26 protein-coding genes and 1 pseudogene are annotated in these 23,143 nt (G+C 69.5%); 16 read left to right on the top strand and 11 right to left on the bottom strand.

Going from position 1 to position 23,143, the window contains the following annotated elements; genetic code table 11:
* Positions 1–20: 20 nt before the first annotated feature.
* The 6 genes from AC4GYY_RS09065 to pal are packed head-to-tail and all read left to right on the top strand — an operon-like array spanning position 21 to position 4,701.
* On the top strand, positions 21–479 hold the full coding sequence (locus tag AC4GYY_RS09065; RefSeq protein ID WP_491119941.1) for a YbgC/FadM family acyl-CoA thioesterase: 459 nt from the start codon (positions 21–23) through the stop codon (positions 477–479).
* A 13-nt stretch (positions 480–492) separates the two neighbouring features.
* Complete coding sequence (tolQ, locus tag AC4GYY_RS09060) at positions 493–1,185, top strand: protein TolQ (protein ID WP_491119940.1); 693 nt, start codon at positions 493–495, stop codon at positions 1,183–1,185.
* Between the two features lies 1 nt (position 1,186).
* Positions 1,187–1,621: a protein TolR gene (gene tolR / locus AC4GYY_RS09055; protein ID WP_491119939.1), complete on the top strand. Its 435-nt coding sequence runs from the start codon at positions 1,187–1,189 to the stop codon at positions 1,619–1,621.
* A 52-nt stretch (positions 1,622–1,673) separates the two neighbouring features.
* Positions 1,674–2,690, top strand: a complete 1,017-nt coding sequence (locus tag AC4GYY_RS09050; RefSeq protein WP_491119938.1) for a cell envelope biogenesis protein TolA — start codon at positions 1,674–1,676, stop codon at positions 2,688–2,690.
* A gap of 5 nt (positions 2,691–2,695) precedes the next feature.
* Entirely contained in the window at positions 2,696–4,105 is a 1,410-nt protein-coding gene (tolB, locus tag AC4GYY_RS09045; protein WP_491119937.1) for a Tol-Pal system beta propeller repeat protein TolB, read from the top strand.
* A gap of 47 nt (positions 4,106–4,152) precedes the next feature.
* Positions 4,153–4,701, top strand: coding sequence for a peptidoglycan-associated lipoprotein Pal (gene pal / locus AC4GYY_RS09040; RefSeq protein ID WP_491119936.1), 549 nt, complete (start codon positions 4,153–4,155; stop codon positions 4,699–4,701).
* Between the two features lie 109 nt (positions 4,702–4,810).
* On the opposite strand, the gene AC4GYY_RS09035 is transcribed toward pal, so the two are convergent.
* From AC4GYY_RS09035 to AC4GYY_RS09015, 5 genes are all read right to left on the bottom strand, one after another.
* Positions 4,811–6,103, bottom strand: coding sequence for a PQQ-dependent sugar dehydrogenase (locus tag AC4GYY_RS09035; protein ID WP_491119935.1), 1,293 nt, complete (start codon positions 6,101–6,103; stop codon positions 4,811–4,813).
* A complete protein-coding gene (locus AC4GYY_RS09030; protein ID WP_491119934.1) occupies positions 6,100–6,522 on the bottom strand; it encodes a DUF2231 domain-containing protein in 423 nt (140 codons plus the stop codon). Before AC4GYY_RS09030 ends, AC4GYY_RS09035 begins: the two co-directional genes overlap by 4 nt.
* Before the next feature lie 104 nt (positions 6,523–6,626).
* Positions 6,627–6,749, bottom strand: a complete 123-nt coding sequence (locus AC4GYY_RS09025; RefSeq protein ID WP_491119933.1) for a hypothetical protein — start codon at positions 6,747–6,749, stop codon at positions 6,627–6,629.
* Positions 6,750–6,863: 114 nt separating this feature from the next.
* A complete protein-coding gene (locus tag AC4GYY_RS09020) occupies positions 6,864–7,682 on the bottom strand; it encodes an oxygenase MpaB family protein (RefSeq protein WP_491119932.1) in 819 nt (272 codons plus the stop codon).
* Positions 7,683–7,716: 34 nt separating this feature from the next.
* Positions 7,717–8,142 (bottom strand): CBS domain-containing protein, encoded by a 426-nt coding sequence (locus AC4GYY_RS09015; RefSeq protein WP_491119931.1) that lies wholly within the window; start codon positions 8,140–8,142, stop codon positions 7,717–7,719.
* Between the two features lie 87 nt (positions 8,143–8,229).
* On the opposite strand from AC4GYY_RS09015, the gene rpiA reads away from it, so the two are divergent.
* The gene (gene rpiA, locus AC4GYY_RS09010) at positions 8,230–8,901 is read left to right on the top strand and encodes a ribose-5-phosphate isomerase RpiA (RefSeq protein WP_491119930.1); all 672 of its coding nucleotides are present in this window, start codon (positions 8,230–8,232) and stop codon (positions 8,899–8,901) included.
* Here rpiA and AC4GYY_RS09005 read toward each other — a convergent pair.
* Positions 8,889–9,599: a CPBP family intramembrane glutamic endopeptidase, BDIM_20840 family gene (locus AC4GYY_RS09005; RefSeq protein WP_491119929.1), complete on the bottom strand. Its 711-nt coding sequence runs from the start codon at positions 9,597–9,599 to the stop codon at positions 8,889–8,891. The genes rpiA and AC4GYY_RS09005 overlap by 13 nt on opposite strands.
* Before the next feature lie 157 nt (positions 9,600–9,756).
* Here AC4GYY_RS09005 and tkt point away from each other — a divergent pair, with 157 nt between their 5' ends.
* The 8 genes and pseudogenes from tkt to AC4GYY_RS08965 all read left to right on the top strand — a co-directional run bounded on the left by tkt (position 9,757) and on the right by AC4GYY_RS08965 (position 18,939).
* On the top strand, positions 9,757–11,844 hold the full coding sequence (gene tkt, locus AC4GYY_RS09000) for a transketolase (protein WP_491119928.1): 2,088 nt from the start codon (positions 9,757–9,759) through the stop codon (positions 11,842–11,844).
* Between the two features lie 29 nt (positions 11,845–11,873).
* Positions 11,874–12,959, top strand: a pseudogene (tal, locus tag AC4GYY_RS08995) (transaldolase); the annotation flags it as partial.
* Positions 12,850–14,001, top strand: coding sequence for a phosphogluconate dehydrogenase (NAD(+)-dependent, decarboxylating) (gene gnd, locus AC4GYY_RS08990; protein ID WP_491119927.1), 1,152 nt, complete (start codon positions 12,850–12,852; stop codon positions 13,999–14,001). The pseudogene tal and the gene gnd, both read left to right, overlap by 110 nt.
* Before the next feature lies 1 nt (position 14,002).
* The gene (locus AC4GYY_RS08985; protein ID WP_491119926.1) at positions 14,003–14,803 is read left to right on the top strand and encodes a Cof-type HAD-IIB family hydrolase; all 801 of its coding nucleotides are present in this window, start codon (positions 14,003–14,005) and stop codon (positions 14,801–14,803) included.
* Positions 14,800–15,546, top strand: a complete 747-nt coding sequence (locus AC4GYY_RS08980) for an HAD-IIB family hydrolase (protein ID WP_491119925.1) — start codon at positions 14,800–14,802, stop codon at positions 15,544–15,546. The genes AC4GYY_RS08985 and AC4GYY_RS08980 overlap by 4 nt, the downstream gene beginning before the upstream one ends.
* A 69-nt stretch (positions 15,547–15,615) precedes the next feature.
* Positions 15,616–16,404, top strand: a complete 789-nt coding sequence (locus tag AC4GYY_RS08975) for an SDR family NAD(P)-dependent oxidoreductase (RefSeq protein WP_491119924.1) — start codon at positions 15,616–15,618, stop codon at positions 16,402–16,404.
* Positions 16,405–16,492: 88 nt separating this feature from the next.
* Entirely contained in the window at positions 16,493–17,590 is a 1,098-nt protein-coding gene (locus AC4GYY_RS08970) for an acyl-CoA dehydrogenase family protein (RefSeq protein WP_491119923.1), read from the top strand.
* Between the two features lie 149 nt (positions 17,591–17,739).
* Complete coding sequence (locus tag AC4GYY_RS08965; protein ID WP_491119922.1) at positions 17,740–18,939, top strand: acyl-CoA dehydrogenase family protein; 1,200 nt, start codon at positions 17,740–17,742, stop codon at positions 18,937–18,939.
* A gap of 63 nt (positions 18,940–19,002) precedes the next feature.
* Here AC4GYY_RS08965 and AC4GYY_RS08960 read toward each other — a convergent pair whose 3' ends face one another.
* Genes AC4GYY_RS08960 through AC4GYY_RS08950 form a run of 3 tightly spaced genes read right to left on the bottom strand, consistent with a single transcriptional unit; the run spans position 19,003 to position 20,325 of the window.
* Positions 19,003–19,746: a 16S rRNA (uracil(1498)-N(3))-methyltransferase gene (locus AC4GYY_RS08960; protein ID WP_491119921.1), complete on the bottom strand. Its 744-nt coding sequence runs from the start codon at positions 19,744–19,746 to the stop codon at positions 19,003–19,005.
* On the bottom strand, positions 19,743–19,904 hold the full coding sequence (locus AC4GYY_RS08955) for a hypothetical protein (protein ID WP_491119920.1): 162 nt from the start codon (positions 19,902–19,904) through the stop codon (positions 19,743–19,745). Before AC4GYY_RS08955 ends, AC4GYY_RS08960 begins: the two co-directional genes overlap by 4 nt.
* A 13-nt stretch (positions 19,905–19,917) precedes the next feature.
* On the bottom strand, positions 19,918–20,325 hold the full coding sequence (locus tag AC4GYY_RS08950) for a DUF2147 domain-containing protein (protein ID WP_491119919.1): 408 nt from the start codon (positions 20,323–20,325) through the stop codon (positions 19,918–19,920).
* 98 nt (positions 20,326–20,423) lie between these two features.
* On the opposite strand from AC4GYY_RS08950, the gene AC4GYY_RS08945 reads away from it, so the two are divergent.
* Positions 20,424–21,581, top strand: coding sequence for an acyltransferase family protein (locus AC4GYY_RS08945; protein WP_491119918.1), 1,158 nt, complete (start codon positions 20,424–20,426; stop codon positions 21,579–21,581).
* On the opposite strand, the gene AC4GYY_RS08940 is transcribed toward AC4GYY_RS08945, so the two are convergent.
* On the bottom strand, positions 21,553–22,206 hold the full coding sequence (locus AC4GYY_RS08940) for a COQ9 family protein (RefSeq protein ID WP_491119917.1): 654 nt from the start codon (positions 22,204–22,206) through the stop codon (positions 21,553–21,555). The genes AC4GYY_RS08945 and AC4GYY_RS08940 overlap by 29 nt on opposite strands.
* Positions 22,203–23,063 carry a DMT family transporter gene (locus tag AC4GYY_RS08935; protein WP_491119916.1) on the bottom strand — a complete coding sequence of 287 codons (861 nt, stop codon included), beginning with the start codon at positions 23,061–23,063 and terminating at the stop codon, positions 22,203–22,205. Before AC4GYY_RS08935 ends, AC4GYY_RS08940 begins: the two co-directional genes overlap by 4 nt.
* Positions 23,064–23,143: the final 80 nt, after the last annotated feature.

The following is a 23,143-nucleotide window of genomic DNA, read 5'->3' as shown; positions in this document are numbered from 1 at the left end:
CGGTTAACGCGCGTCCGACGATGGAAGACGCGCGCATCCTGCCGGCGGAAGGCCGCTTCGACGGGGTGGTCCATGTCTTCCCGGTCCGCGTCTATTTCGAGGACACCGATCTTTCGGGCGTCGTCTACCACGCCAATTACCTGCGCTGGATGGAACGGGCACGCAGCGACATGCTGGCGCTCGCCGGCATCGATCAGCGCGCCGCGTTCGAGGCGGGCGAGGGTGCGTTCGCGGTCGCCGACCTCCGGATCCGCTACCGCGTGCCGGCGCGGCTCGGCGATGCGCTCGTCGTCGCCAGCCGCGTTCTCCGCGTCGGCGCGGGCGTCGTCATTCAGCAGACAGTCAGCCGCGATCAGCAGGTTCTGAGCGAGGCGGAAGTGACCGCCGCGCTCGTCTCCCCCGCCGGACGCGCGCGACGGCAGCCTTCCGACTGGGTGGCGCGTTTCCGCTCGCTCGTCGCGCAACCCGCATCCGCCTAAGAGAGGGCACGACTTGAACCCGTTCTTCAACACCGACGCCGCGACGCTCTCGCCGATCGCGCTGTTCCTCCAGGCCGACGTGGTCGTGAAGGTCGTGATGTTCGGGCTCCTCGCCGCGAGCGTGTGGACCTGGGCGATCGTCTTCATGTTCTGGCGGCGGATCGGCAAGACCAGGCGCGAGGCCGAGCGGTTCGAGCGCGAGTTCTGGAAGGCGGAGGATATCGATGCCTTCTACAAGAAGCATACCGACACCCCGCTGCCGACCGCGCGGGTGCTGGCGGCGGGGGTCGCCGAATGGCGGCGATCGACCCAGGGGACGACGATCGACCGCGCGGGCACGCGCGAACGGCTGGCGACCACGATGGGCGCGGCGGTCGCGAACGAGATCGATACGCTGTCGGACCGGCTGAACATCCTCGCGACGATCGGCTCGGTCGCGCCGTTCGTCGGGCTGTTCGGCACCGTCTGGGGCATCATGCGCAGCTTCACCGGCATCGCCAGCGCGCAGAACACCTCGCTCGCGGTGGTCGCGCCGGGGATCGCGGAGGCCTTGTTCGCCACCGCGATCGGGCTGTTCGCGGCGATTCCCGCGGTGATCGCGTACAACCGCTTCTCGCACGGGATCAACCGCATCGAGGCGAGGCTGAACCGCTTCGCCGACGGCTTTCATGCGACGCTCAGCCGCCAGCTGGACCGCGAGCGCTAGGGTGGCGATGCAACTCCCCTCGCAGCGCTCGGGCGGGCGCAAGGCGCCGATGGCGGAGATCAACGTCACGCCTTTGGTCGACGTGATGCTGGTGCTGCTCATCATCTTCATGGTCACCGCGCCGCTGCTGACCGCGGGCGTGCCGGTGAACCTGCCCGACAGCCGCGCCAAGCCGCTCGACGAGGACAAGGAGCCGGTCGAGATCTCGATCGACACGCAGGGCCGCACCTTCATCGCCAAGCAGGAGGTCGCCGCCGCCGACCTGCCGGGCGCGCTGGAGAAGATCGCCGGCCGCGCCCAGGGCGGCGAGCCGCCGCAGGTGTTCCTGCGCGCCGACACCGCGCTCGATTACGGCCGGGTGATGCGGGTGATGGGCGAGCTCAACCGCGCCGGGCTTAACCGCGTCGCGCTGGTGACGGTGGACGAGACCAAGTGAGCGTGTCCCTCTCTTCGTTCCCTTCTCCGTTGGTGTCGAGCGAAGTCGAGACATGCTCCTCGACTTCGCTCGGAGCGAACGGGTCGAAGGCTGCTCGTTCGAACGGTCGGTAGCGATGGAACGCGCGGAGAAGATCGGGCTGGGAGTCGCCGGGGCGGGACATCTGATCCTGTTCGGGCTGCTGTCCGTCGGCTTTCTCGCCACGCCCAATCCGATCAAGCTCAAGCAGCAGCCGATGGAGGTCAGCCTGGCGCGCGACGTCGCGATCGAGCAGACCGCGCCCGAGCCCGCGACCGAGCCCGCGCAGTCGGTCGCGCCCAAAGAGGGCCTGCCCGAAGACGCTGCGCCGCCCGCACCCGAGCAGCTCGCGCCGGCGCCCGAGCCGGAGCCCCAGGCCGCACCCGCGCCGCCCAAGCCTGCGCCGCCCAAGCCTGCGCCGCCGAAGCCCGCGCCGAAGCCCGCTCCCGCGCCGAAGCCGGTTCCCGCGCCGCCCAAGCCGAAGCCCAAGCCCGCACCTGCTGCCGAGAAGGCTCCCGCCAAACCTGCTCCCAAGGCACCGACCAAGCCCACCAAGGCCGCCGCTCCGGCCAAGCCGCCGACGGCGACCAAAGGGAGCGGAGCGACGCCGACCGCGACGACCGCGAAGCCGCGCGGCAGCCGGCTCGGCTCGGACTTCCTCAAGGGCCTGAGCCCCGAGGCGTCGACCAGCCGCAACCCGAACCCCCCCGCCGCCAAGATCGGTGCGCAGGCGGCGGCGAACATCGGCTCGGCGATCCTCCGCCAGGTTCAGCCTTGCGCCAACCGCCAGGTCACGCCGGGTCCGGGCGCGGAGCGCATACGGGTCGTCATCCGCCTTCAGATCAATCCCGACGGCTCGCTCGCAGCACGCCCGTCCGTTCTCGGTCACGACGGCGTCGATGGCGAGAACGAGCGTTACGTCGCGCGGGTCGACGATCTCGCCATCGCCGCGTTCGTCGGCTGCGCGCCGCTCACGGGGCTGCCGAAGGACCTCTATGACGTGCCCGGCGGATGGAAGAGATTCCAGCTGCGCTATAAACTGCCAGGATGAGACCCATGATCCGCAACGCCCCGGTCCGCTCCGTCATCGTCCTCTCGCTGGCGCTGCTCGCCGGTCCCGCGATCGCGCAGCAACTGCCCACCCCCGACGTCAGCGAGTCCGCGCCCGCACCCGCGCAGGGTCCCGCACAGGCCGGGGGCGGGTCCGAGCTGGTGGTGGACGTGACTGGCGGCATCTCCGCGCCGCTGCCGATCGCGATTCCGCAGATGCCCGCGGTCGCGGTGGTGCAGACGCCAGCCGGCTCGACCGACGCGCTCGGGCGGCAGCTGTCGGAGATCATCACGGGCGACCTCAAGAACTCGGGCCTGTTCACCCCGATCGGTCCCGACCGGCTGCGCCCGGTCGCCTATCCCGAGGTGACCGCGCCCGCGTTCGATTATTGGGGCGGCACCGGCGCGCAGGCGCTGGTGCAGGGCTATATCCGCGCGAACGGCGACGGGACGCTCACCGTCGGCTGCTACCTCTACGACGTCTCGTCCAAGGCCGAGCTGACCCGCCAGGGCTTCGTCGTCCAGCCTTCCGAATGGCGGCGCGCCGCGCACAAATGCGCTGATCAGGTCTATACCCGGCTGACCGGCGAGGGTCCGTATTTCGACAGCCGCGTCGTCTACGTGTCCGAGACCGGGCCGAAGGCGAAGCGGATCAAGCGGCTCGCGATCATGGACCAGGACGGCGCGAACCACCGCTTCCTGACCAACGGCCAGACGATCGTACTGACCCCGCGCTTCGCGCCGAACCAGCAGTCGATCGTCTATATGAGCTATCTCGGTCGCATCCCGTCGATCTACGTCTACGATATCGGCTCGGGGCGGCAGCGGCTGGTGGTGCAGAATGCCGCCACCACCTTCGCGCCGCGCTTCTCGCCCGACGGCCGCTATATCCTGTTCTCGATGGCGACGGGGGGCAACACCGACATCTACCGCGTCTCGGCGCAGGGCGGCGCGCCGCAGCGGCTGACCAACTCGCCCGGCATCGACACCGGCGGCAGCTATTCACCCGACGGATCGAAGATCGTGTTCGAGAGCGATCGCTCGGGGGGGCAGCAACTCTACGTCATGGGCGCCGACGGATCGAACCAGCAGCGGATCAGCTTCGGCGGCGGCCGCTACGCGACCCCGGTGTGGAGCCCGCGCGGCGACCTGATCGCCTACACGCGGATCGCGGGCGCGTTCCGCATCGGCATCATGAATGCGACCGGCGGCGGTGAGAAGCTGCTCACCAACAGCTGGCAGGACGAAGGGCCGACCTGGGCGCCCAACGGCCGCGTGATCATGTTCTTCCGCCAGGGCCAGGGCAACGCGGGTCGCGCCGATCTGTGGTCGGTCGACCTGACCGGGGTCAACGAACGCAAGGTGCCGACGCCGCTGGACGGGTCCGATCCTGGCTGGGGCCCGCTCCGGCCGTAGATGTGTTATCGGGGGCGGTAACGGGCGATTTTCACGGGAGACGAACGATGGCCAGAACGACCACCACGATCCTCATCGGCGCGGCGCTGCTCGCGACTGCCGCCTGCTCGAAGAAGCGCCCCGAGGTGCTGCCGCCGCCGCCGGGCCCGGCGACCGATGCAGGGGCGGGCTACGGCAACCAGGGCGCGGGCAACGGTGCGGTCGTCCCCGGCTCGGCCGAGGACTTCAAGCGCTCGGTCAACAGCGACACGGTCAATTTCGCGACCGACATGTACGATATCGACGGCACCGCGCGCGGCATCCTCGATTCGCAGGCCGACTGGCTCCAGCGCTATCCGAATGCGCGGATCACGCTCGAGGGGCATTGCGACGAGCGGGGGACGCGCGAGTACAATCTGGCGCTCGGCGACCGTCGCGCGAACTCGGCGAAGAACTACCTGGTCGCCCGCGGCGTCGCCGCCTCGCGGATCACGACGATCAGCTACGGCAAGGAACGCCCTCTCGCGCTCGGCTCCGACGAGGCGAGCTATGCGCAGAACCGCCGCGCGGTGACGGTGGTGCTCTCGGGCGGCGGGAGCATGGGCGGCGCGAACTGAGCGAGGTCCGTTGGTCCTGAGTAGGGACCGAGCGCAGCGAAGGCCCGTATCGAAGGACACCGCGTAAACGGTCCTTCGATACGCCACTTCGCCTCCGCTCAGCGGCTACTCAGGACGACCGGGTGGAGGCGGTCACCCGCCAGATCGTGTTCGACAGGTCGTCGACGACCAGCAGCCCGCCGCCCCGGTCGAATGCGACCGCGACCGGCCGTCCGCGCGCGTGACCCTCGCCGTCGAGGAAACCCGCGAGCAGGTCGATCGGCTTCCCCGCGGGCTTGCCGCCGCGGAACGGGACGAACGCGACCTTGTAGCCGTTGAAGTGACCGCGGTCCCAGCTGCCGTGCTCGCCGACGAAGGCGCCGGTGTACCGCCCGAGCGTCCCGAACGCCAGGCCGAGCGGGGCGACGTGGCTGCCCAGCGAATAATCCGGCAGGATCGCCCGGCGCACCATCTCCGATTGCTGCGGCTGGACGCGCTGATCGACGTGCTGCCCCCAATAACTCCACGGCCATCCGTAGAAGGCGCCGTCCTTCACCGAGGTGAGATAATCGGGGACGAGGTCGGGCCCGAGCTCGTCGCGTTCGTTGACGACGGTCCACAGTTGATTGGTGCCGGGCAGGAACGTCAGGCCGTTGGGATTGCGAAGCCCGGTGCCGTAGGGCCGGTGCGCACCCGTCGCTCGGTCGACCTCCCAGATGCGCGCGCGCTCCTTCTCCGCCTCGATCCCGTTTTCGGTGACGTTCGAGTTCGAGCCGATCCCGACATAAAGCTTGGCCCCATCGGGGCTCGCAACCAGGCTCTTGGTCCAATGATGGTCGATCGGCCCGCCGGGCAGGTCCGTCAGCACCGTTCCCGCGGTCGTGATCCGGGTCTGTCCGGTCAGATAGGGGAAGCGCACGATCGCGTCGGTATTGGCGACGTAGAGATCGCCCCCGACCAGCGCGACGCCGAACGGCGAGACGAGATGATCGAGGAAGACGGTGCGCACGTCCGGCTTGCCGTCGCCGTTGGTGTCGCGCAGCAGCGTGATCCGGTCCGCGCCCTTGGTCTTGGAATGGCCGAAGCCTTGGATCCAGTTGACGATGATGTCCTTGGGTCGCGCGATCGGCTCCTCGGGGCCCTTGGGCTCGACCGCGAGTACGTCGCCGTTCGGCAGGAGATACACCGAGCGGACGTTGGCAAAGCCCGCCGCATAAGCGGTGACCTTCAGGCCGGGTGCGGCCTTCGGCGCCGCCCCGGTCCAGTCCACCGGCGTCGCGATCCGCATGGGCGGCATCAGATATTGGGTCTGCTCCGGAAGGCGCGGGTCGGCGCCGACCTGCTTGCTCGGATCGTCGCCGCCGCGCGCGCAGGCGGCCAGAGCGAGCGCGCCGAGCGCGACGGTGGCGAGATGGCGCGTCATCGTCCGGTCTCCCGCTCGAGGGCATAGCCGCTCCACGCCGTCGCCAGCGCCAGGATCGCGACCAGCGCGGACAGGATCAGCCCGGTCGGCACCACCGAGGTCCAGCCGTCGCGGCTGTGGATGAAGCCGTTGACGATCGCCAAGACCAGCATCGCCAGCGTTGCGACCGAGTGCCAGGCGGGCCGTCGCCTTCGCGCGCGGCGTGTCAGCGCATCGGCGATGCCGACGACCGCGGCGAGCAGCGCGAAGATCACGCCCACCGCGATCAGCCAGACGGAGAAGTTCGCCCACTGCATGTTGGCGCTGTTCGCATAGGCGATGTCGGTCACCAGCGCGCCGGTGAAGCACGCAAGCGGGTAAGCGGCGAGGATCCCGTGGATGGGCTGCGCGATCCCGGCACGCGCGGCGGAAACGGTCATGGACGGTGACCTTTATGGGGTTGGGCTGCCGGTACGCGCGGGAACCGCGTCGCGTTCCCCTCCGTTCGCTCGCGTAACGATCGTCGAGGTGATCGCGGCAGGGGTTAGGCCGCGACCGGAATCGTCGCCACGGACTCGGGCGGAACGGATGGCTCGGGGGCGAAGGCGAACAGCGTCAGGCAGAAGCCGACGGCGATCGCGAGTAGCGGATTGGGATGGCGTCGCATGATGGGACCTCGTTGGTGCGAGGTCGACCTGACCCTCGATCCGGGAGGTGTCCGCCGCGTCGCGACGAGCGGGGCGGGGATGCGACCGAGCCGTCGTCGCCGGCGACGAAGGCGTCAGCCCGCGAGCGCCCACCGCAGCACCCGGCCCATTCCGCGCGCGCCGCCGCGGATCGCCGGGGCGGCGAAGGCGGGCGGCGCGCCGTGCATCGCCGCCGCCCAATCGGGCAGGAGGTCGCGCCCGGCCGCGAACACGACCGCGCGCATCGGCTCCATGGCGGCCTCGTCGCCGCGCGCGAGCAGCGCCTGCGCGACGTCGCGGGTGCGCGCGTCGAAGCGCAGTTCGGGACGGACGCGGCGATAATAATCGGCGATCTCGCGCCGCGAGGTCGGCACGTCCGCCGCGCCCAGCCGGCGGGCGACGTCCGCATAATCGGCGAGGTAGCGGTCCTGCACCGCGCCCGGCAGTCCGGCGTCCTTGTAGCGGAGGTGGGCGCGCAGGAAGCTGTCGACCTCGGCGACATGAACGAAGGTGAGCAGTTCGGGGTCGTTGGCGCTGTAGGCCGTGCCGTCCGGCAGCGTGCCGGCCACCCTGTCGTGGACCCGCTTCACCCGAGCGATCATCGCCTCGGCGGCGGCGGTGGAGCCGAAGGTCGTCACCGAGATGAACGCCGCGGTGCGCTTGAGCCGGCCATGCCGGTTCTGGCGGAAATCGCTGTGGTCCCACACCCCGGCGAGCGCGCGCGGATGAAGCATCTGGACCAGCAGCGCCGATACTCCGCCGATGATCATCGAGGTGAAGTCGCCGTGGATCCGCCACGGTGCGCTGCCCGGTCCGAAGAGCCCGTCGTCGCCCGGCGGGCGCGAGAGATCGACCTCGCCCGATCCCACCAGCCCTCGCACGCGGGTGCGGATCGTCGATCTGAGGTCGCTCACGCCTGGGATATGGGGCGTACCCGCCCTGCTGCAATCACGCCTGGGTGATGTAGTCGCGCATCGCCGCGGCCTCGCCCTCGATCTTCTCGATCCGATATTTCACCAGATCGCCGATCGAGACGATGCCGACGACGCGCCCGCCGTCGACCACCGGGAGGTGACGCAGCCGTCGCTTGGTCATCAGCGACAGCGCGCCGAGCACCGAGTCGCTCGGTCCCACCGTCTGCACGGGTGCGGTCATCACGTCCCCGACCGCGCGCGTCAGGAGCGCGGCCCCGTCCGCCAGCCCGTAGATCACGTCGCGTTCGGAAAACACCCCGATGACGGCGTCTCCGTCCAGCACCGGCACCGCGCCGATCCGGCGTTCGGCGAGCAGCGCGACCGCCTCGGCGACGGTCTGGTCCGGGCCGACCGAGATCACCTCGGAGCCCTTGGTCGACAGGATGGCGGCTATGGTCATGGGGCCTCTCCGGATGGCCGCGGGACCGTTCGGAGTCCCGTCGGGACGATGGATCATGCCACAACGCACGGCGTTACGGAAACGACCATGACCCTCGACGACGAAAAGACGCACACTGCCGAAGCGGCGGTGGCCGAAGTGGCCAACGGGATGCTCGTCGGCCTCGGCACCGGTTCGACCGCCGCGCACGCGGTGGCGGCGCTGGCCCGGCGAGTCGCCGGAGGGCTGCGCGTCACCGCGGTCGCGACCAGCGAGACGACCGCGGCGGCGGCGACCGCGGCGGGTATCCGCGTGCTCGACTTCGCCGACGTCGCGGCTTGCGACCTCGCGATCGACGGCGTCGACGAGATCGACGCGCGGCTGTGGGCGATCAAGGGCGCGGGCGGGGCGATGTTGCGCGAGAAGGCGGTGGCGGCGTCGGCCGCACGGATGATCGCGATCGGCGATTCGACCAAGCGCGTCGCCGCGATCGGCCGGGCCAAGCTGCCGGTCGAGGTGCTGCCCTTCGCGCGGAGCTTCGTCGTCGGCGCGCTCGAGTCGCTCGGCGCCGTGGTGGAGATCCGGTCAGGGTCCCTGACCGACAACGGCAACCTCGTCGCCGATTGCCGCTTCGCCGCCATGCCCGACCCCGAGTCGCTGGCGGCGGCGATCGCCGCGATCCCCGGCGCGCTCGGCCACGGGCTGTTCCTCACCGAGATCGACGCGGCGTACCTCTGGTCGAACGGCGCCGTCGCGCGCCTGGATCGTCAGATCACATAGCCGATCGCGTTGCCGAAGTTGTGGATGGCGACCGGCCAGGCGATGCTGCGGGAGCGCAGCCGCAGCCACACCGCGAGCAGCGACGGCCCGGCGGTGAGCGCGAAGATCATCGGCTCGAACCCGAACCCCGCGCGGTCGTAGGAGAAGGCGTGCGCGAGCCCGAACAGCGCCGACGACAGGATCGCGCCCCAGCCCCAGTCGACCCAGAGCCGGCGCAGCCGCGCCGGGAAGGCGCGGTCGAGCGCCAGCAACAGCAGCCCGCGGTAGAATGCCTCCTCCTCGAGGCCGGGCATCGTCAACTGGAACGCGACCGACTCGGGCGTCGCCGGATCGCCGGGGAAGGCGAGCGCGAGCGCGACGAACACCGCGGCATATCCGAGCGCGACGACGGCGCACGGACCGACGCTCCCCGGTGCCTGGTGCAACGTCAGGCCGCTGCGTCGCCAGCCGAAGGCGGGCAGCGCCGCGATCGCCAGCGTCGCCGCCAGCGCGCAGACCTTGCCCTGCCAGTTCCATTCCAGCCCGCGCAGAAGATCGGGGATCAGTCCGTAGCAGCGGGTCAGCAGCGCATCGTTGACCAGCACCAGTGCCGCGGCCACGCCGAGCCACCGCCAGGCGACCCGCGTCGCGAGCGAGAGCACCGCTCCCGCCGCGAACAGCATCGCCAGGATCGCCGTCACGCTCGCCAGTCCGTCCACGTCAGCTTCCCCTTCGCTCCGGACCGAGGCTGCTTCGACTCGGCTGTCCGTTCGATGAACGTCGTGACGCAGCTGGAACGAGGCGCTAGGAGCGCCGCGTCCGCAACCTGCTGCGTCGCGGCGCGTTCCGCCCGCGACTTCCGACACGAGGCTCTTGATGACCGATACCGCCACCCAGCCCGCGAACGTCCACGAGGACGGCTCGCCCGAGCGCCTCCAGATCGACACGATCCGGACGCTGGCGATGGACGCGGTGCAGAAGGCGAATTCGGGCCACCCCGGGACGCCGATGGCACTGGCCCCGGTCGGCCATACGCTCTGGACCAGGTTCCTCCGATACGATCCGTCGGCGCCGGACTGGCCCAATCGCGACCGTTTCGTCCTGTCGGTCGGGCATGCGTCGATGCTGCTCTACGCGCTCCTGTACCTGGCAGGCGTCGAGGAGATCGGTCGCGACGGCAAGAAGACCGGCCGCCCCGCGATCGGCCTGGACGACATCGAGCAGTTCCGTCAGCTCTCGTCCAAGACTCCGGGCCATCCGGAATATCGCCATACGACCGGCGTCGAGACGACGACGGGTCCGCTGGGCGCCGGCTGCGGCAACTCGGTGGGCATGGCGATCGCCGAGCGCTGGCTGGCGGCGCGCTACAACAAGCCCGGCTTCACGCTGTTCGATCACGACGTCTACGTGCTGTGCGGTGACGGCGACATGATGGAGGGCGTCAGCGCCGAGGCGGCGAGCGTCGCCGGGCATCTGAAGCTCTCCAACCTGTGCTGGATCTACGATTCGAACCACATCTCGATCGAGGGCGCGACCAGCCTCGCCTTCGATGAGGATGTCGGCAAGCGCTTCGAGGCGTACGGCTGGAACGTGATCCACGTCGACGACGCCAACGACACCGCCGCGCTGACCGCGGCGCTCGAGACTTTCAAGGCGACCGACGACCGCCCGACCTTCATCGTCGTGCATTCGGTGATCGGTTGGGGCAGCCCCAAGGCGGGCAGCGAGAAGGCGCACGGCGAGCCGCTGGGTGTCGAGAACGTCGCCAAGACCAAGGAGGCGTACGGCTGGCCGGCCAAGGACTTCTACGTCCCAGACGGGGTCAAGGAGGCGTTCACCGGCGCGCTGGCTAATCGCAGCCGACCGTTGCGCGAGGAGTGGCAGGCGCTGTTCGCCAGCTACCAGGAGGCTGAGCCGGAGCTCGGCCGCGAGCTCGACCTGATGCTGAAGGACGAGCTGCCGGAGGGCTGGGACGCCGACGTCCCGACCTTCGACGCCGACGAGAAGGGCATCGCCACTCGCGACTCGAGCGGCAAGGTCCTCAACGCGCTGGCAAAGCGCGTCCCGTGGCTGCTCGGCGGCTCGGCCGACCTCGCGCCCTCGACCAAGACCGACATCAAGGGCGCGCCCTCGTTCGAGCCCGACAATTACGGCGGCACCAACTTCCACTTCGGCGTGCGCGAACACGGCATGGGCGCAATCGTCAACGGCATGACGCTCAGCCATCTGCGCGGCTATGGCAGCACCTTCCTGGTGTTCCTCGATTACATGCGCGCGCCGGTGCGGCTGTCGGCGATCATGGAGATCGGCGCGGTGTGGGTGTACACCCACGACTCGATCGGCGTCGGCGAGGACGGGCCGACGCACCAGCCGATCGAGCATCTCGCGACGATGCGCGCCATCCCCGGCCTCGACACGATCCGCCCCTGCGACGCCAACGAGGTCGCCGAAGCGTGGCGCGCGGTGCTGAAGGACGCGAGCACGCCCGCCGCACTGGTGCTGTCGCGCCAGGCGCTGCCGACGCTCGACCGGACGAAGTACGCGCCCGCGTCGGGGCTGGCGAAGGGCGGCTACGTCCTGGCCGACAGCGCCGATGAAGAGGGGGGCGAGCCCGAGGTGATCCTGATCGCGACCGGCTCGGAAGTGTCGCTCGCGGTGAAGGCGCACGACCAGTTGCAGGCTGAGGGCATCAGATCGCGGGTCGTGTCGATGCCGTCGTGGCACCGCTACGAGCTGCAGGACGAAGCGTACAAGGAGAGCGTGCTGCCCTCCGCCGTCCCGGCGCGGGTCGCGATCGAGATGGCGGGCGAGCTCGGCTGGACGCGCTACGTCGGCATGACGGGCAAGACGATCACGATGTCCACCTTCGGCGCGTCGGCGCCGCTGGCGAAGCTTGCCGACAAGTTCGGCTTCACCGTCGAGAACGTGGTCAAGGTCGCCAAAGAGGTGATCGCAGACAATTGAGCGCGTCGCCGCGGCATGACGCTTGGAGAATGATGATGGGTAAGCTCAACGACCTCGGATCGCTCGGCCAGGCGGTCTGGCTCGATTTCGTCGATCGCAAGTTCCTGGAGGCCGGCGGCCTCAAGAAACTCGTCGACGAGGACGGGCTGACCGGCGTCACCTCCAATCCGTCGATCTTCGAGAAGGCGATGGGTCACGGCGACGCCTATGACGGGACGCTTGCCGAGTTCGACCGCGCCCATCCCGGCGCGGCGACGATCGACCGCTACGAGGCGCTCGCCATCCAGGACATCAAGGCCGCCGCCGAGACGCTGCGCCCGGTGTACGACCGGCTCGGGGCGAAGGACGGCTACGTCAGCCTGGAGGTCTCGCCCTACATCTCCAACGACACCGACGCGACGATCGCCGAGGCGCAGAAATTGTGGGGGATGGTCGACCGGCCGAACCTGATGATCAAAATCCCCGGCGTCGCCGCGGGCGTGCCCGCGATCGCGGCGACGATCGCCGCCGGGATCAACGTCAACGTCACGCTCCTGTTCTCGCAGGAGGCGTATCAGGCGGTCGCGCACGCTTATTGCGACGGGCTGGAGGAGCGCGTCCGCCAGGGACAGCCGATCGACCGCATCGCCAGCGTCGCCAGCTTCTTCGTCAGCCGGATCGATTCGGCGATCGACAAGAAGATCGACGAGCTCGGCACGCCTGAAGCGAAGGCGATCCGCGGCAAGGTCGCGATCGCCAACGCCAAGATGGCATATCAATGGTATCTGGAGTTCCTGAAGAGCGACCGTTGGCAGGCGCTCGCCGCCAAGGGCGCGCAGCCGCAGCGGCTGTTGTGGGCGTCGACCGGGACCAAGGACAAAGCCTATCCCGACACGCTCTACATCGACACGCTGATCGGGCGCGACACCGTCAACACGATGCCGCCGGCGACGATGGACGCCTTCCGCGACCATGGAACCGCGGCGGAGACGCTGACGCAGGACATCGACGGCGCTCGACACGTCCTTGCCGAAGCGGATCGGCTGGGGCTCGACCTGCCGGAGGTCACCGAAACGCTGGCGGGCGAGGCGGTGGCGAGCTTCGTCAAGGCGTTCGACGACCTGCTCGGCGCGATCGCGGCGAAGCAGCCCGCGCACGCCTGACCTCCCACGACCCAAGCTTAGGATTGACGGCATGAAACTCGGGATCATCGGCCTCGGCCGGATGGGCGGCAACATCGCGCGCCGGCTGATGCGCGGCGGGCACGAGGCCGTCGTGTTCGATCGCAACCAGGGCAATGTCGACGCGCTGGTCGGCGAAGGCGCGATCGGCGCCTCGTCGATCGACGACATGCGCTCGAAGCTCGACACGCCTGAGATCTGGTGGGTGATGCTCCCCGCCGGCGACCCGACCGAGCAGACGATCGCGGCGATCGCCGAGAAGGCGAAGCCCGGCGCGATCGTCATCGACGGCGGGAACACCTTCTACAAGGACGACATCCGCCGCGCGAAGGCGCTGCGGGAGAAGGGCGTCCACTATATCGACGTCGGCACCTCGGGCGGGGTGTGGGGGCTCGAGCGCGGCTATTGCATGATGATCGGCGGCGACAAGGAGCCGTTCGACCACTGCGACCCGATCTTCGATTGTCTCGCGCCAGGCCTCGGCACGATCCCGCGCACCCCGGGTCGCAACGGCGAGAACGAGGACCCGCGCGCCGAGAAGGGCTACATCCACGCCGGCCCCGCGGGTGCCGGACATTTCGTCAAGATGGTCCACAACGGCATCGAATACGGGCTGATGCAGGCCTATGCCGAGGGCTTCGACGTGCTGAAGGGCAAGTCGTCGGACAAGCTGCCCGAGGATCAGCGATTCGACTTGAACCTCACCGACATCGCCGAGGTGTGGCGGCGCGGCAGCGTGATCTCGTCGTGGCTGCTCGATCTCACCGCGATCGGACTCGCCAAGGACCAGATGCTCGAACATTTCACCGGCAGCGTCGCCGATTCGGGCGAGGGTCAGTGGACGATCGACGCCGCGATGGAGGAAAAGGTCCCCGCCAACGTCCTCACCGCCGCGCTGTTCGCGCGCTACCGCAGCCGCGTCGATCACACGTTCGGCGACAAGCTCCTGTCCGCGATGCGCTTCGGCTTCGGCGGGCACGTCGAGATGCCGCAGTAAGATGACCCTCGTCGTCTGCGACGTCGACGGCACGCTCGTCGACAAGAACAAGACGCTGACCGATGCGACCGTCGCCGCGGTAAAGCGGCTGGCGGACGCGGGCGTCGGCTTCACGATCATCTCCGCCCGGCCGATGTCGGGGATGATGCCGATCGCCGAGCGGCTGGCGCTCGACGTGCCGATGGGCGCATTCAACGGCGGCCTCGTCTTCACCCGCGATGGGCAGATCGCCGAGCATCACACGATTTCCGAGGAGGTCGCGCGCGGCGTGTTCGAGGTGGTCGGAAGCGCGCAGGTCGACCGCTGGGTGTTCGCCGACGACCGCTGGTACGCCTCGACCGACCAGGGCGTCCATGTCGAACACGAGCGCCTTGCGTCGAATCAGCAGCCGGTGATCCGCGACGACTTCGCCGATCTGCTGGGGCGCGCCGACAAGATCACCTTCGTCAGCGACGATCCGGCGCTGCTCGCCAGCCTCGCCGATCAGGTGAAGGCGCGGTTCGGCGATGAGGCGACGATCGTCCAGTCGCAGACCTATTACCTCGACGTGACGGCGCACGAGGCGAACAAGGGCGACGGCATCACCGCGCTCGCCAAGTCGCTGAGCGTGCCGCTCGCCAAGACGATCGCGATCGGCGACCAGGCCAACGACCTCGCGATGTTCGCGCGCGCCGGCCGCGCGATCGCGATGGGCAATGCGACCGATGCGGTGAAGGCACAGGCCGCCGACGTCACCACCGCCAACGACCATGACGGGGTCGCCCATGCGATCGACCGTTTCATCCTCGGGAGAATGATGTGAAGCAGCTCGTCGCCTTCGATCTGGACGGCACTCTCGCACAGAGCAAGCAGGCGATCCAACCCGACATGGGCGAGGCGCTCGCCGACCTGCTCGGCGTCGCCGACGTCGCGGTGATCTCGGGCGGCGACTGGCCGCAGTTCGACAAGCAGGTCGCAAGCCGGCTGCCCGAGCGCGCCGATCTGTCGCGGCTGTGGCTGATGCCGACGACGGGCACCAAGCTCTACACGCACCAGTCGGGCGCGTGGAAACCTGTCTACGCCGAGCTCTTTTCCGAGGAGGAGCGCAAAACAATCATCGACGCCTTCAACGCCTCGCTCGAGGCGACCGGGCAGAAGCCCGAGCAGACCTGGGGCGAGCGCGTCGAGGATCGCGGCAGCCAGGTCACCTTCTCCGCGCTCGGCCAGCAGGCGCCGCTCGAGGCCAAGGAGAAGTGGGATCCGGATTTCGCCAAGCGCAAGGTGATCCAGGCGGACCTCAAGCAGCGGCTCCCCGGCCTCGCGATCAACATGGGCGGCGCGACCTCGATCGACATCACGCGAGAGGGCGTCGACAAGGCCTATGGCCTGCGCAAGCTCCACGAGGAGAGCGGGTTCCCCTTGAGCGGCTTCCTCTTCATCGGCGACGCGATCTTCCCTGGCGGCAACGACTATCCGGCCAAGGAGATGGGGCTCGATACCATCCGCGTCCGCGATCCGAACGAGACGCTGAGCGTCATCGCGACCGTGGTCGCCTGCCAGAAATGAGTTGACGCCCGGCCCGCCATAACGAATGTTATGCTCCGAACCGCGGATCAACCGCGCGCGAGGAGAGGCATGAAGCTGGGATCGGACATCGCCGCGATCGTGACGGGCGGCGCCTCGGGGCTGGGGCGCGCGACCGCCGAGGCGCTGATCGCCGAAGGGGTCAAGGTCGCGCTGTTCGACAAGAACGCCGAGATCGGCCCCGGCGTCGCCGCCGAGATCGGCGCGACCTATGTCGAGGTCGACGTGATGGACCAGGCGTCGGTCGACGCTGGCTTCGCCGCCGCGCGCGCCGCCAACGGGCAGGAGCGGATCCTGGTCAATTGCGCGGGTGGCGGGTTTGGCGGCCCGAACAAGACGGTCGCGCGCTCGAAGGAAGACGGGTCGATCAAGCCCTATCCGGTCGAGAACTACCAGAAAACGATCGAACTCAACCTCGTCGGATCGTTTCGCTGTATCGTCGGTGCGGCGGCGGGGATGATGACGCTGGAACCGACCGCGGACGGTGATCGCGGCGCGATCGTCAACACCGCCAGCGTCGCGGCCGAGGACGGGCAGATCGGCCAGGTCGCCTATACCAGCGCCAAGGCCGGGATCGTCGGCATGACCCTGAACGTCGCGCGCGACCTGATGTCCGACGGCATCCGCTGCAACACGATCCTCCCCGGCATCTTCGACACGCCGCTGCTCGGCCGCGCCAAGCCGCAGGTGAAGGCGGCGCTCGCGGCAGCGGTGCCGTTTCCCAAGCGGCTCGGCATGCCCGAGGAGTATGCGAAGCTGGCGCTGGAGATGATCCGCAACGGTTATTTCAACGGCGAGGACGTGCGGCTCGACGGCGCGATCCGGATGCAGCCGCGCTAGCCGCCACGATCCGTTCGTGCCGAGCGAAGTCGAGGCACATTGCCCGTCCCTCGACTTCGCTCGGGACGAACGGGAGGAGAAGGTCCCCATGAACTTCGATTATTCCGACGACCAGAAGATGCTCAAGGACGAGGCGCGCAAGTTCCTCGCCGCGCGCTGCGACGCCACGGTCGTCCGCGGCGTCCTCGACAACGACGAGCGCGCCTATGACGAGGCCTTGTGGAAGGGCGTCGCCGAACAGGGCTGGCTCGGCGCGGCGATCCCGGAGGAGCATGGCGGGCTCGGGCTCGGCCATGTCGAGCTGTGCGCGCTCGCGGAGGAGCTGGGCCGCGCGTGCGCGCCCATTCCCTTCGCCTCGACCGTCTATTTTGTCGCCGAGGCGCTGATGCTCCACGGCTCGGACGCGCAGAAGGCGAAGTGGTTGCCGAGGATCGCCGCGGGCGAGGCGGTCGGCGCCTTCGCGACCAGCGAGGGGCCGGGGCCGGTCACCGCGCGCTCGGTCCGCACGACCGTTACGGGCGGCAAGCTCAGCGGCGAGAAGATCCCGGTCACCGACGGCGACGTCGCGGACCTGATCGTCGTGCTGGCGAAGGACGGGCTCTACCTCGTCGAGAAGGGCGCTGGCGTGTCGGCGGAGGTCCTCAAGACGCTCGACCCTACCCGTTCCGCCGCGCGCGTTACCTTCACCGACGCGCCCGCCGAACGACTCGGCACCGACGATGGGATTGCCGGGATGCAGACCGTGCTCGACCGGGCCGCGGTGCTGCTGGCGTTCGAACAGCTCGGTGGGGCGGACCGCGCGCTTGAGATGGCCAAGGCCTATGCGCTCGAGCGGGTCGCCTTTGGCCGCCCGATCGGCGGCTATCAGGCGATCAAGCACAAGCTCGCCGATGTCTACGTCAAGAACGAGATCGCGCGCTCGAACGCCTATTACGGCGCCTGGGCGCTCAACGCCTCCGCCGCCGAACTCCCGCTCGCCGCCGCCACCGCGCGCGTCGCGGCGACCGAGGCGTTCTGGTTCGCGGCGAAGGAGAACATCCAGACGCACGGCGGGATCGGCTTCACCTGGGAGGCGGACCCGCAGCTCTACTATCGCCGCTCGCGCCAGCTCGGCCTCGTCGCCGGCGCGCCGGCGCTGTGGCGCGAACGGCTGGTGGCGCAGCTCGAAATGAAGAACGCGGCCTGATGACATCGCACCCACCCGTTCGTCCTGAGTAGCCGCTGAGCACAGCGAAGCGGCGTATCGAAGGACTTGAGGCGGACGGTCCTTCGATACGGGCCTTCGCTTCGCTCAGTCCCTACTCAGGACGAACGGTGGGTTGGAAAGGAACGATCATGGACTTCAACGACTCCCCCGAAGAAGGCGCCTATCGCACCAAGGCGCGCGCCTGGCTCGAGACCAACGCTGCCGAGCACATGGCACAGGCTCACGCCGACGACATGGCCGCCGCCCGCGCGTGGCAGGCGCGCAAGGCCGCCGCGGGTTACGCGCAGATCACTTGGCCCAAGGAATGGGGCGGCGGCGGCGGCACCCCGATCCAGAGCGTGATCTTCGGCCAGGAGGAGGCCAAGCATCCCGTTCAATACGGCTATTTCACGATCGGCCTGGGCATGTGCGTGCCGACCGTGATGGCCTTCGCCGACGACGCGACCAAGCAGCGCTTCGTCGGGCCGGCGCTGCGCGGCGAGGAGATCTGGTCGCAGCTCTTCTCCGAGCCCGCCGGCGGCAGCGACGTCGCCGCGATCCGCACCCGCGCGGTGCGAGACGGCGACGACTGGGTCGTCAACGGCCAGAAGGTTTGGACCTCGGGCGCGCATTACAGCGACTTCGGCATCGTCCTGGTCCGCACCAACCCCGACGTGCCCAAGCACAAGGGGCTGACGATGTTCTGGCTCGATCTTAAGTCGCCCGGCATCGAGATACGCCCGATCCACCAGATGTCGGGCGGCTCGAACTTCAACGAGGTGTTCTTCAACGACGTGCGCATCCCCGACACCCAGCGGCTGGGGAAGGTCGACGACGGCTGGAAGGTCGCGCTGGTCACGCTGATGAACGAGCGGCTCGCGGTCGGCGGCGGCGGCGGCGCGACGCCGAAGGAAATCCTGGCGCTTGCCCGCGAGCTGCCGGCGATGGAGGGGACGCTGATCGGCGATTCGGCGTTCCGCCAGCGGCTCGCCGACTGGTACGTCCAGGCCGAGGGCCTTCGGAACACGCGGATGCGGACGATGACCGCGCTCAGCCGCGGGCAGACGCCGGGGCCGGAAAGCTCGATCGGCAAGATCATCGCCGCCAACCAGCTCCAGGACCTGGGCAACGCCGCGGTCGAGGCGGAGGATCAATACGGCATCATCGCCGACCCCGCGCTCGTCCCGATGAAGGCGCTGTTCCAGTCGGCGCTGATGAACGCGCCGGGCCTGCGCATCGCCGGCGGCACCGACGAGATCCTCAAGAACATCATCGCCGAGCGCGTGCTGGGCCTGCCGGGCGAGATCCGGACCGACAAGGACGCGGCGTTCAAGGATCTGGTGGGGTAACGACCGCTCGTGCCGAGCGAAGTCGAGGCGCCGGGTGTCTCGACTTCGTTCGACACGAACGGGTCAGGTCCAATCCCCCGCGCTCGCCATCCACACCGCCACCACCGCAGCCGCAGCCGTGTCGGCGCGCAGGATACGCGGCCCGAGCGAGATCGGGACGGCGGCGGGCAGCGCCCGAATCGCCACGCGCTCGGCATCGTCGAACCCGCCCTCCGGCCCGACCAGCACCGCCGCCGGACCCCGCCTCGCCCGCATCGCCGTCGCCGCCGGTTCGCCGCCCTGTTCGTCGGCGAAGAACAGCGCGCGATCCTCCGGCCAATCGCGCAGCAGCGCCGTCAGCGACACGGGCGCGTCGAGCGCGGGCAGCGCGGTCCGCCCGCATTGCTCCGCCGCCTCGATCATGTGCGCGCGCAGCCGATCGAGGTTGAGCTTGTCGACCACCGCGCGCCGGGTCGTCACCGGCTTCAGCCGCGCGACGCCCAGCTCGCACGCCTTCTCCGCCACCCAGTCGATCCGACCCTTCTTGAGCGGCGCCGCGCACAGCCACAGGTCGGGCACCGGCTCGCGCTCGCGCAACCGGTCGGTCACGTCGAGTGCCAGCTCGCGCCTGCCGACCAGCGCGACGACGCCGAGCCACTCGCCGCTCACGTCGTCGAACAGCTTCACCGCGTCGCCCGGCTTCGCGCGCATCACCGCGATCAGATAATGCGCCTGCGGTCCCGCGATCGTCAGCGGCCCCGGCGCCAGCGGCGCGTCGACGAACAGTCGCGGAGCGGAACGGGGCGGCCAGGCCGGAGTCGCGGTCATCGTCGTCCTCTCGCCAGCATCCAGCGCGCGGCCATGAACAGCACGAAGCCCGCGAGCGCCACCCCCATCACTGCCAGCGTCACCCAGCCCGCCACCCGCGCGATCGCGTAGAACAACGCCTCGACGAAGCGCCCGATGGCCACGGAGAGATGGATCACGCCGGCGGGCGCCTCACTTCGCGGCGACCTTGGTCCAGGTCTGCGACTTGCAGGCGAGCCCGGCGATCAGGCAGCCAGTCGCGACCAAGGTGCGCGGGTCGCGCTGCTCCAGCGTCCCCTCGACGCTGCGCCCCAAGTCGGGCACGAACACCTCGCCCGCCCACACGCCGTCGCCATCGCGTCGGAGATCGCGGAACAGCGCGGTGCCGACCAGCCGGTCGGTCCCGCCCGCCGCCGCATCCTCCTTCGCCGCCTCGCTCGCCTGCACCACCGTCCCGCAGAGTCCGCCGCCGCACGGCGCGACCCGGATGCGCACGCTGTCCGCGGCGTTGCGCCAAATGCCGCTCGGGGCCGGCGGCGCCGCCATCGCCGGCATTGCGGCGACCGCGAGCACGGTCATAGGGACACGGGCGAAACGCATGACGAACCTCCATCGGCGCGGGACGTGGAGAAGATAGGTCATGCGCGCACGAAAGCGAGGGCGCTTGCGGCGGCCGGGCGGGTGTGGTGTCTCGGCTGATGCGCACCGACGCCGCCACCTCGACCGACGCGATCGCGCCCGCCAAGCCCCATTTCGTCGTGCTCGACGGATTGCGCGGCGTCGCGGCGCTGGTCGTCGTCGCCTTCCATCTGTTCGAGGCGTGGGCCGGGGGCGATCCGCAGCGGCAGATCGTCAATCACGGATACCTGGCGGTGGACTTCTTCTTCCTGCTGTCGGGCTTCGTCGTCGGATACGCCTATGACGATCGCTGGGGCCGCATGACGATTATGGGTTTCGTGGCGCGGCGGCTGATCCGGCTCCAGCCGATGGTGGTGGCGGGAATGCTGATCGGTGTTCTTCTGTGGCCGTTTCAGCACTTCTCGATCTTCCCCGACCTGGCGAGCGCCACGGCGTGGCAGGTAGCGGGCGTATTCGTCGCGGGATGCCTGATGATCCCGCTGCCCAAATCCGCCGACATTCGCGGTTGGGGGGAGAGTTACACGCTGAACGGGCCGGCCTGGTCGCTGTCCTACGAATATCTGGCGAACGTCGTCTATGCGCTGGTGCTGCGCCGCCTGCCGACGCGGGTGCTGGCACTGCTCGTCGCGGTGGCGGGGACGGCGACGTTGCGCCTGCTCGTCTGGGGCGAGCGGGGAGACCTGATCGGCGGCTGGTCGCTCGATGGCGCGGGCGTGACGATCGGCCTCACGCGAGTGGCCTTTCCGTTCATGGCCGGATTGCTGCTCATGCGGCTGGGCGTGCATCTGCGCAGCCGACACGCCTTTGCTCTCGCCGCGGTCCTGCTCGTCGCCACGCTGGCTGCTCCGCGATTCGGCGGGCGCGAGCAGCTCTGGGTCAATGGCATGTACGAGGCGGCCTGCGTGCTGCTGGTGTTCCCGCTGATCGTCACGCTCGGCGCGGGCGAGCGGGGCGTGGAGGGCGCCGCGCTCCGCATCGCGCGAGTGTTCGGCGACCTCTCCTATCCGATCTACATCACCCACTACCCGCTCATCTACATCTACACCGGGTGGGTCGTCGACGCGAAGCCGTCCGCTACGATGGGCGCGCTGACCGGCATGGGCGTGTTCGCGATCGCGATCGCGATCGCCTTTGCGTGCCTCAAGCGCTACGATGAGCCGGTCCGGCGGGCGATTGCCGCCCGCATCCTCAAACGGCCGGGTAACGCAGCCGGCTGACGAAGCGCGACAGGCTCGGGCGATAGGCCGCGCGGCCGAGCAGCTGCGCCTTCGCCTTCTCGAACCGCATGATCCCCTCGATCCGCCGCGCCAGGAACGCGCTGGTGGCGGCGTGATCCTCGCTGTCGTCGTCGAGGAAGACCTGGATCGTCGCAGTATAGACCGCGCCCAGGATCGCGCGCTTGGTGTAGTGATTGTAGTCGGTCGCCATGTCGCCGGCGGCGCGCCAGATCGCGTCGGCAGTCCGCCACCCGAGCCGCGCCGCGAGCGCAAGGTTCTGCGGCATCGCCAGCACCGCCAGCGCGCGGCGGAGCGATTCGTGGTTGGGGGCGAGCAGCGCCAGCCGGGCCTCGACCAGCCCGGCGATGCGCCCACGGATCTTCATCGTCGCGAGCCGATCGGGCGGGCAGGCGGCGAGCATCTCCGCGTCGACCGTGGTGAACCAAGCGTCGATCATCCGGGTCGCGCCGTCCTTGAAGGCGAGCGCGGCGACGTCGCGGTCGACGCCGATCGCGTCGGCGGCGAGGTCGCGGGCGTCGTCGCCCCAGCCGTCGAATGCGGCGTTGATCGCGATCTCCGGGGCGAGCGCGAGGCGAAGCTCGGGGAGGGTCAGGTCCTGCGTCATGCGGCGTCCTTAGCGCGTTCGGGCGCGATCCGCACCAGGACCAGCGCGACCGCGACCATCACCGCGCCGATCAGGTCGGCGAGGCCCAGCCGCTCGCCATAAGCGGCGCGGCCGATCACCGCCGCGACGACCGGCTGGGTCAGGAGCGCCAGCCCGATGACCAACGGCGAGAGCTGGCCGAGCGCATAGATCATCAGCCCCTGGCCGATCACCTGGCTGCACAGCGCCAGCGCCACCAGCGGGGTCCAGTCGCCGGGCAGCACCCGCTCGCCCAGCACCAGCGCCGCGATCAGCAGCGGTGCGCTCGCGGCGAGGCTGGACCAGGCGAGCGCGGGCAGGGGCGCCATCCCGGCCCGGGCGCGCGCCATCAGGATGAAATAGCCCGCGTATAGGACGCCGGCGGCGAGGCTGAGCAGATCGCCGATCAGGTTCTGCGGCGCGAGCTGGTACGATCGCCCCATCAACAGCGCCGCGCCCGCCGCCGCCAGCACCAGCGCCGTGCCCTGCATTCGCGTCGGCCAGGCGCGCGCGGCCAGAAACCCCCATAACGGATAGACGAAGGTCGCGGCGTTTCCGAACAGTGTCGCATTGGCGAGCTTCGTATGGTGGATCCCGACATGCCAGCTCGCCAGATCCCCCGCGAACAGCAGCCCCGACAGCGCGAGCACGCCCCACAGCCCGCGCGCGCTCGCCAGCGGCCTGCCGCCGCTCGCCACCGCAAGCGCCATCAGCACCGGCGCTGCGAGCCCGATCCGCCAAAAGGCGGCGGCGACCGGCCCGACCTCGGTCATCCGCACGAACCACGGCCCGAAGGCAAGCGCGACATTGGCCGCGATCAGCGCAGCGAACGGACGCACGCTTGCGCGGGATGTAGCTTTTCTTGGGGCGGAGGTCTGATGCACCCCGCCCCCTAACCGCCTATGTCGGCGAAGTCAGG

Source organism: Sphingomonas sp. SP6 (assembly GCF_058313435.1).
This window is presented reverse-complemented; position numbering and strand designations above follow the sequence as displayed.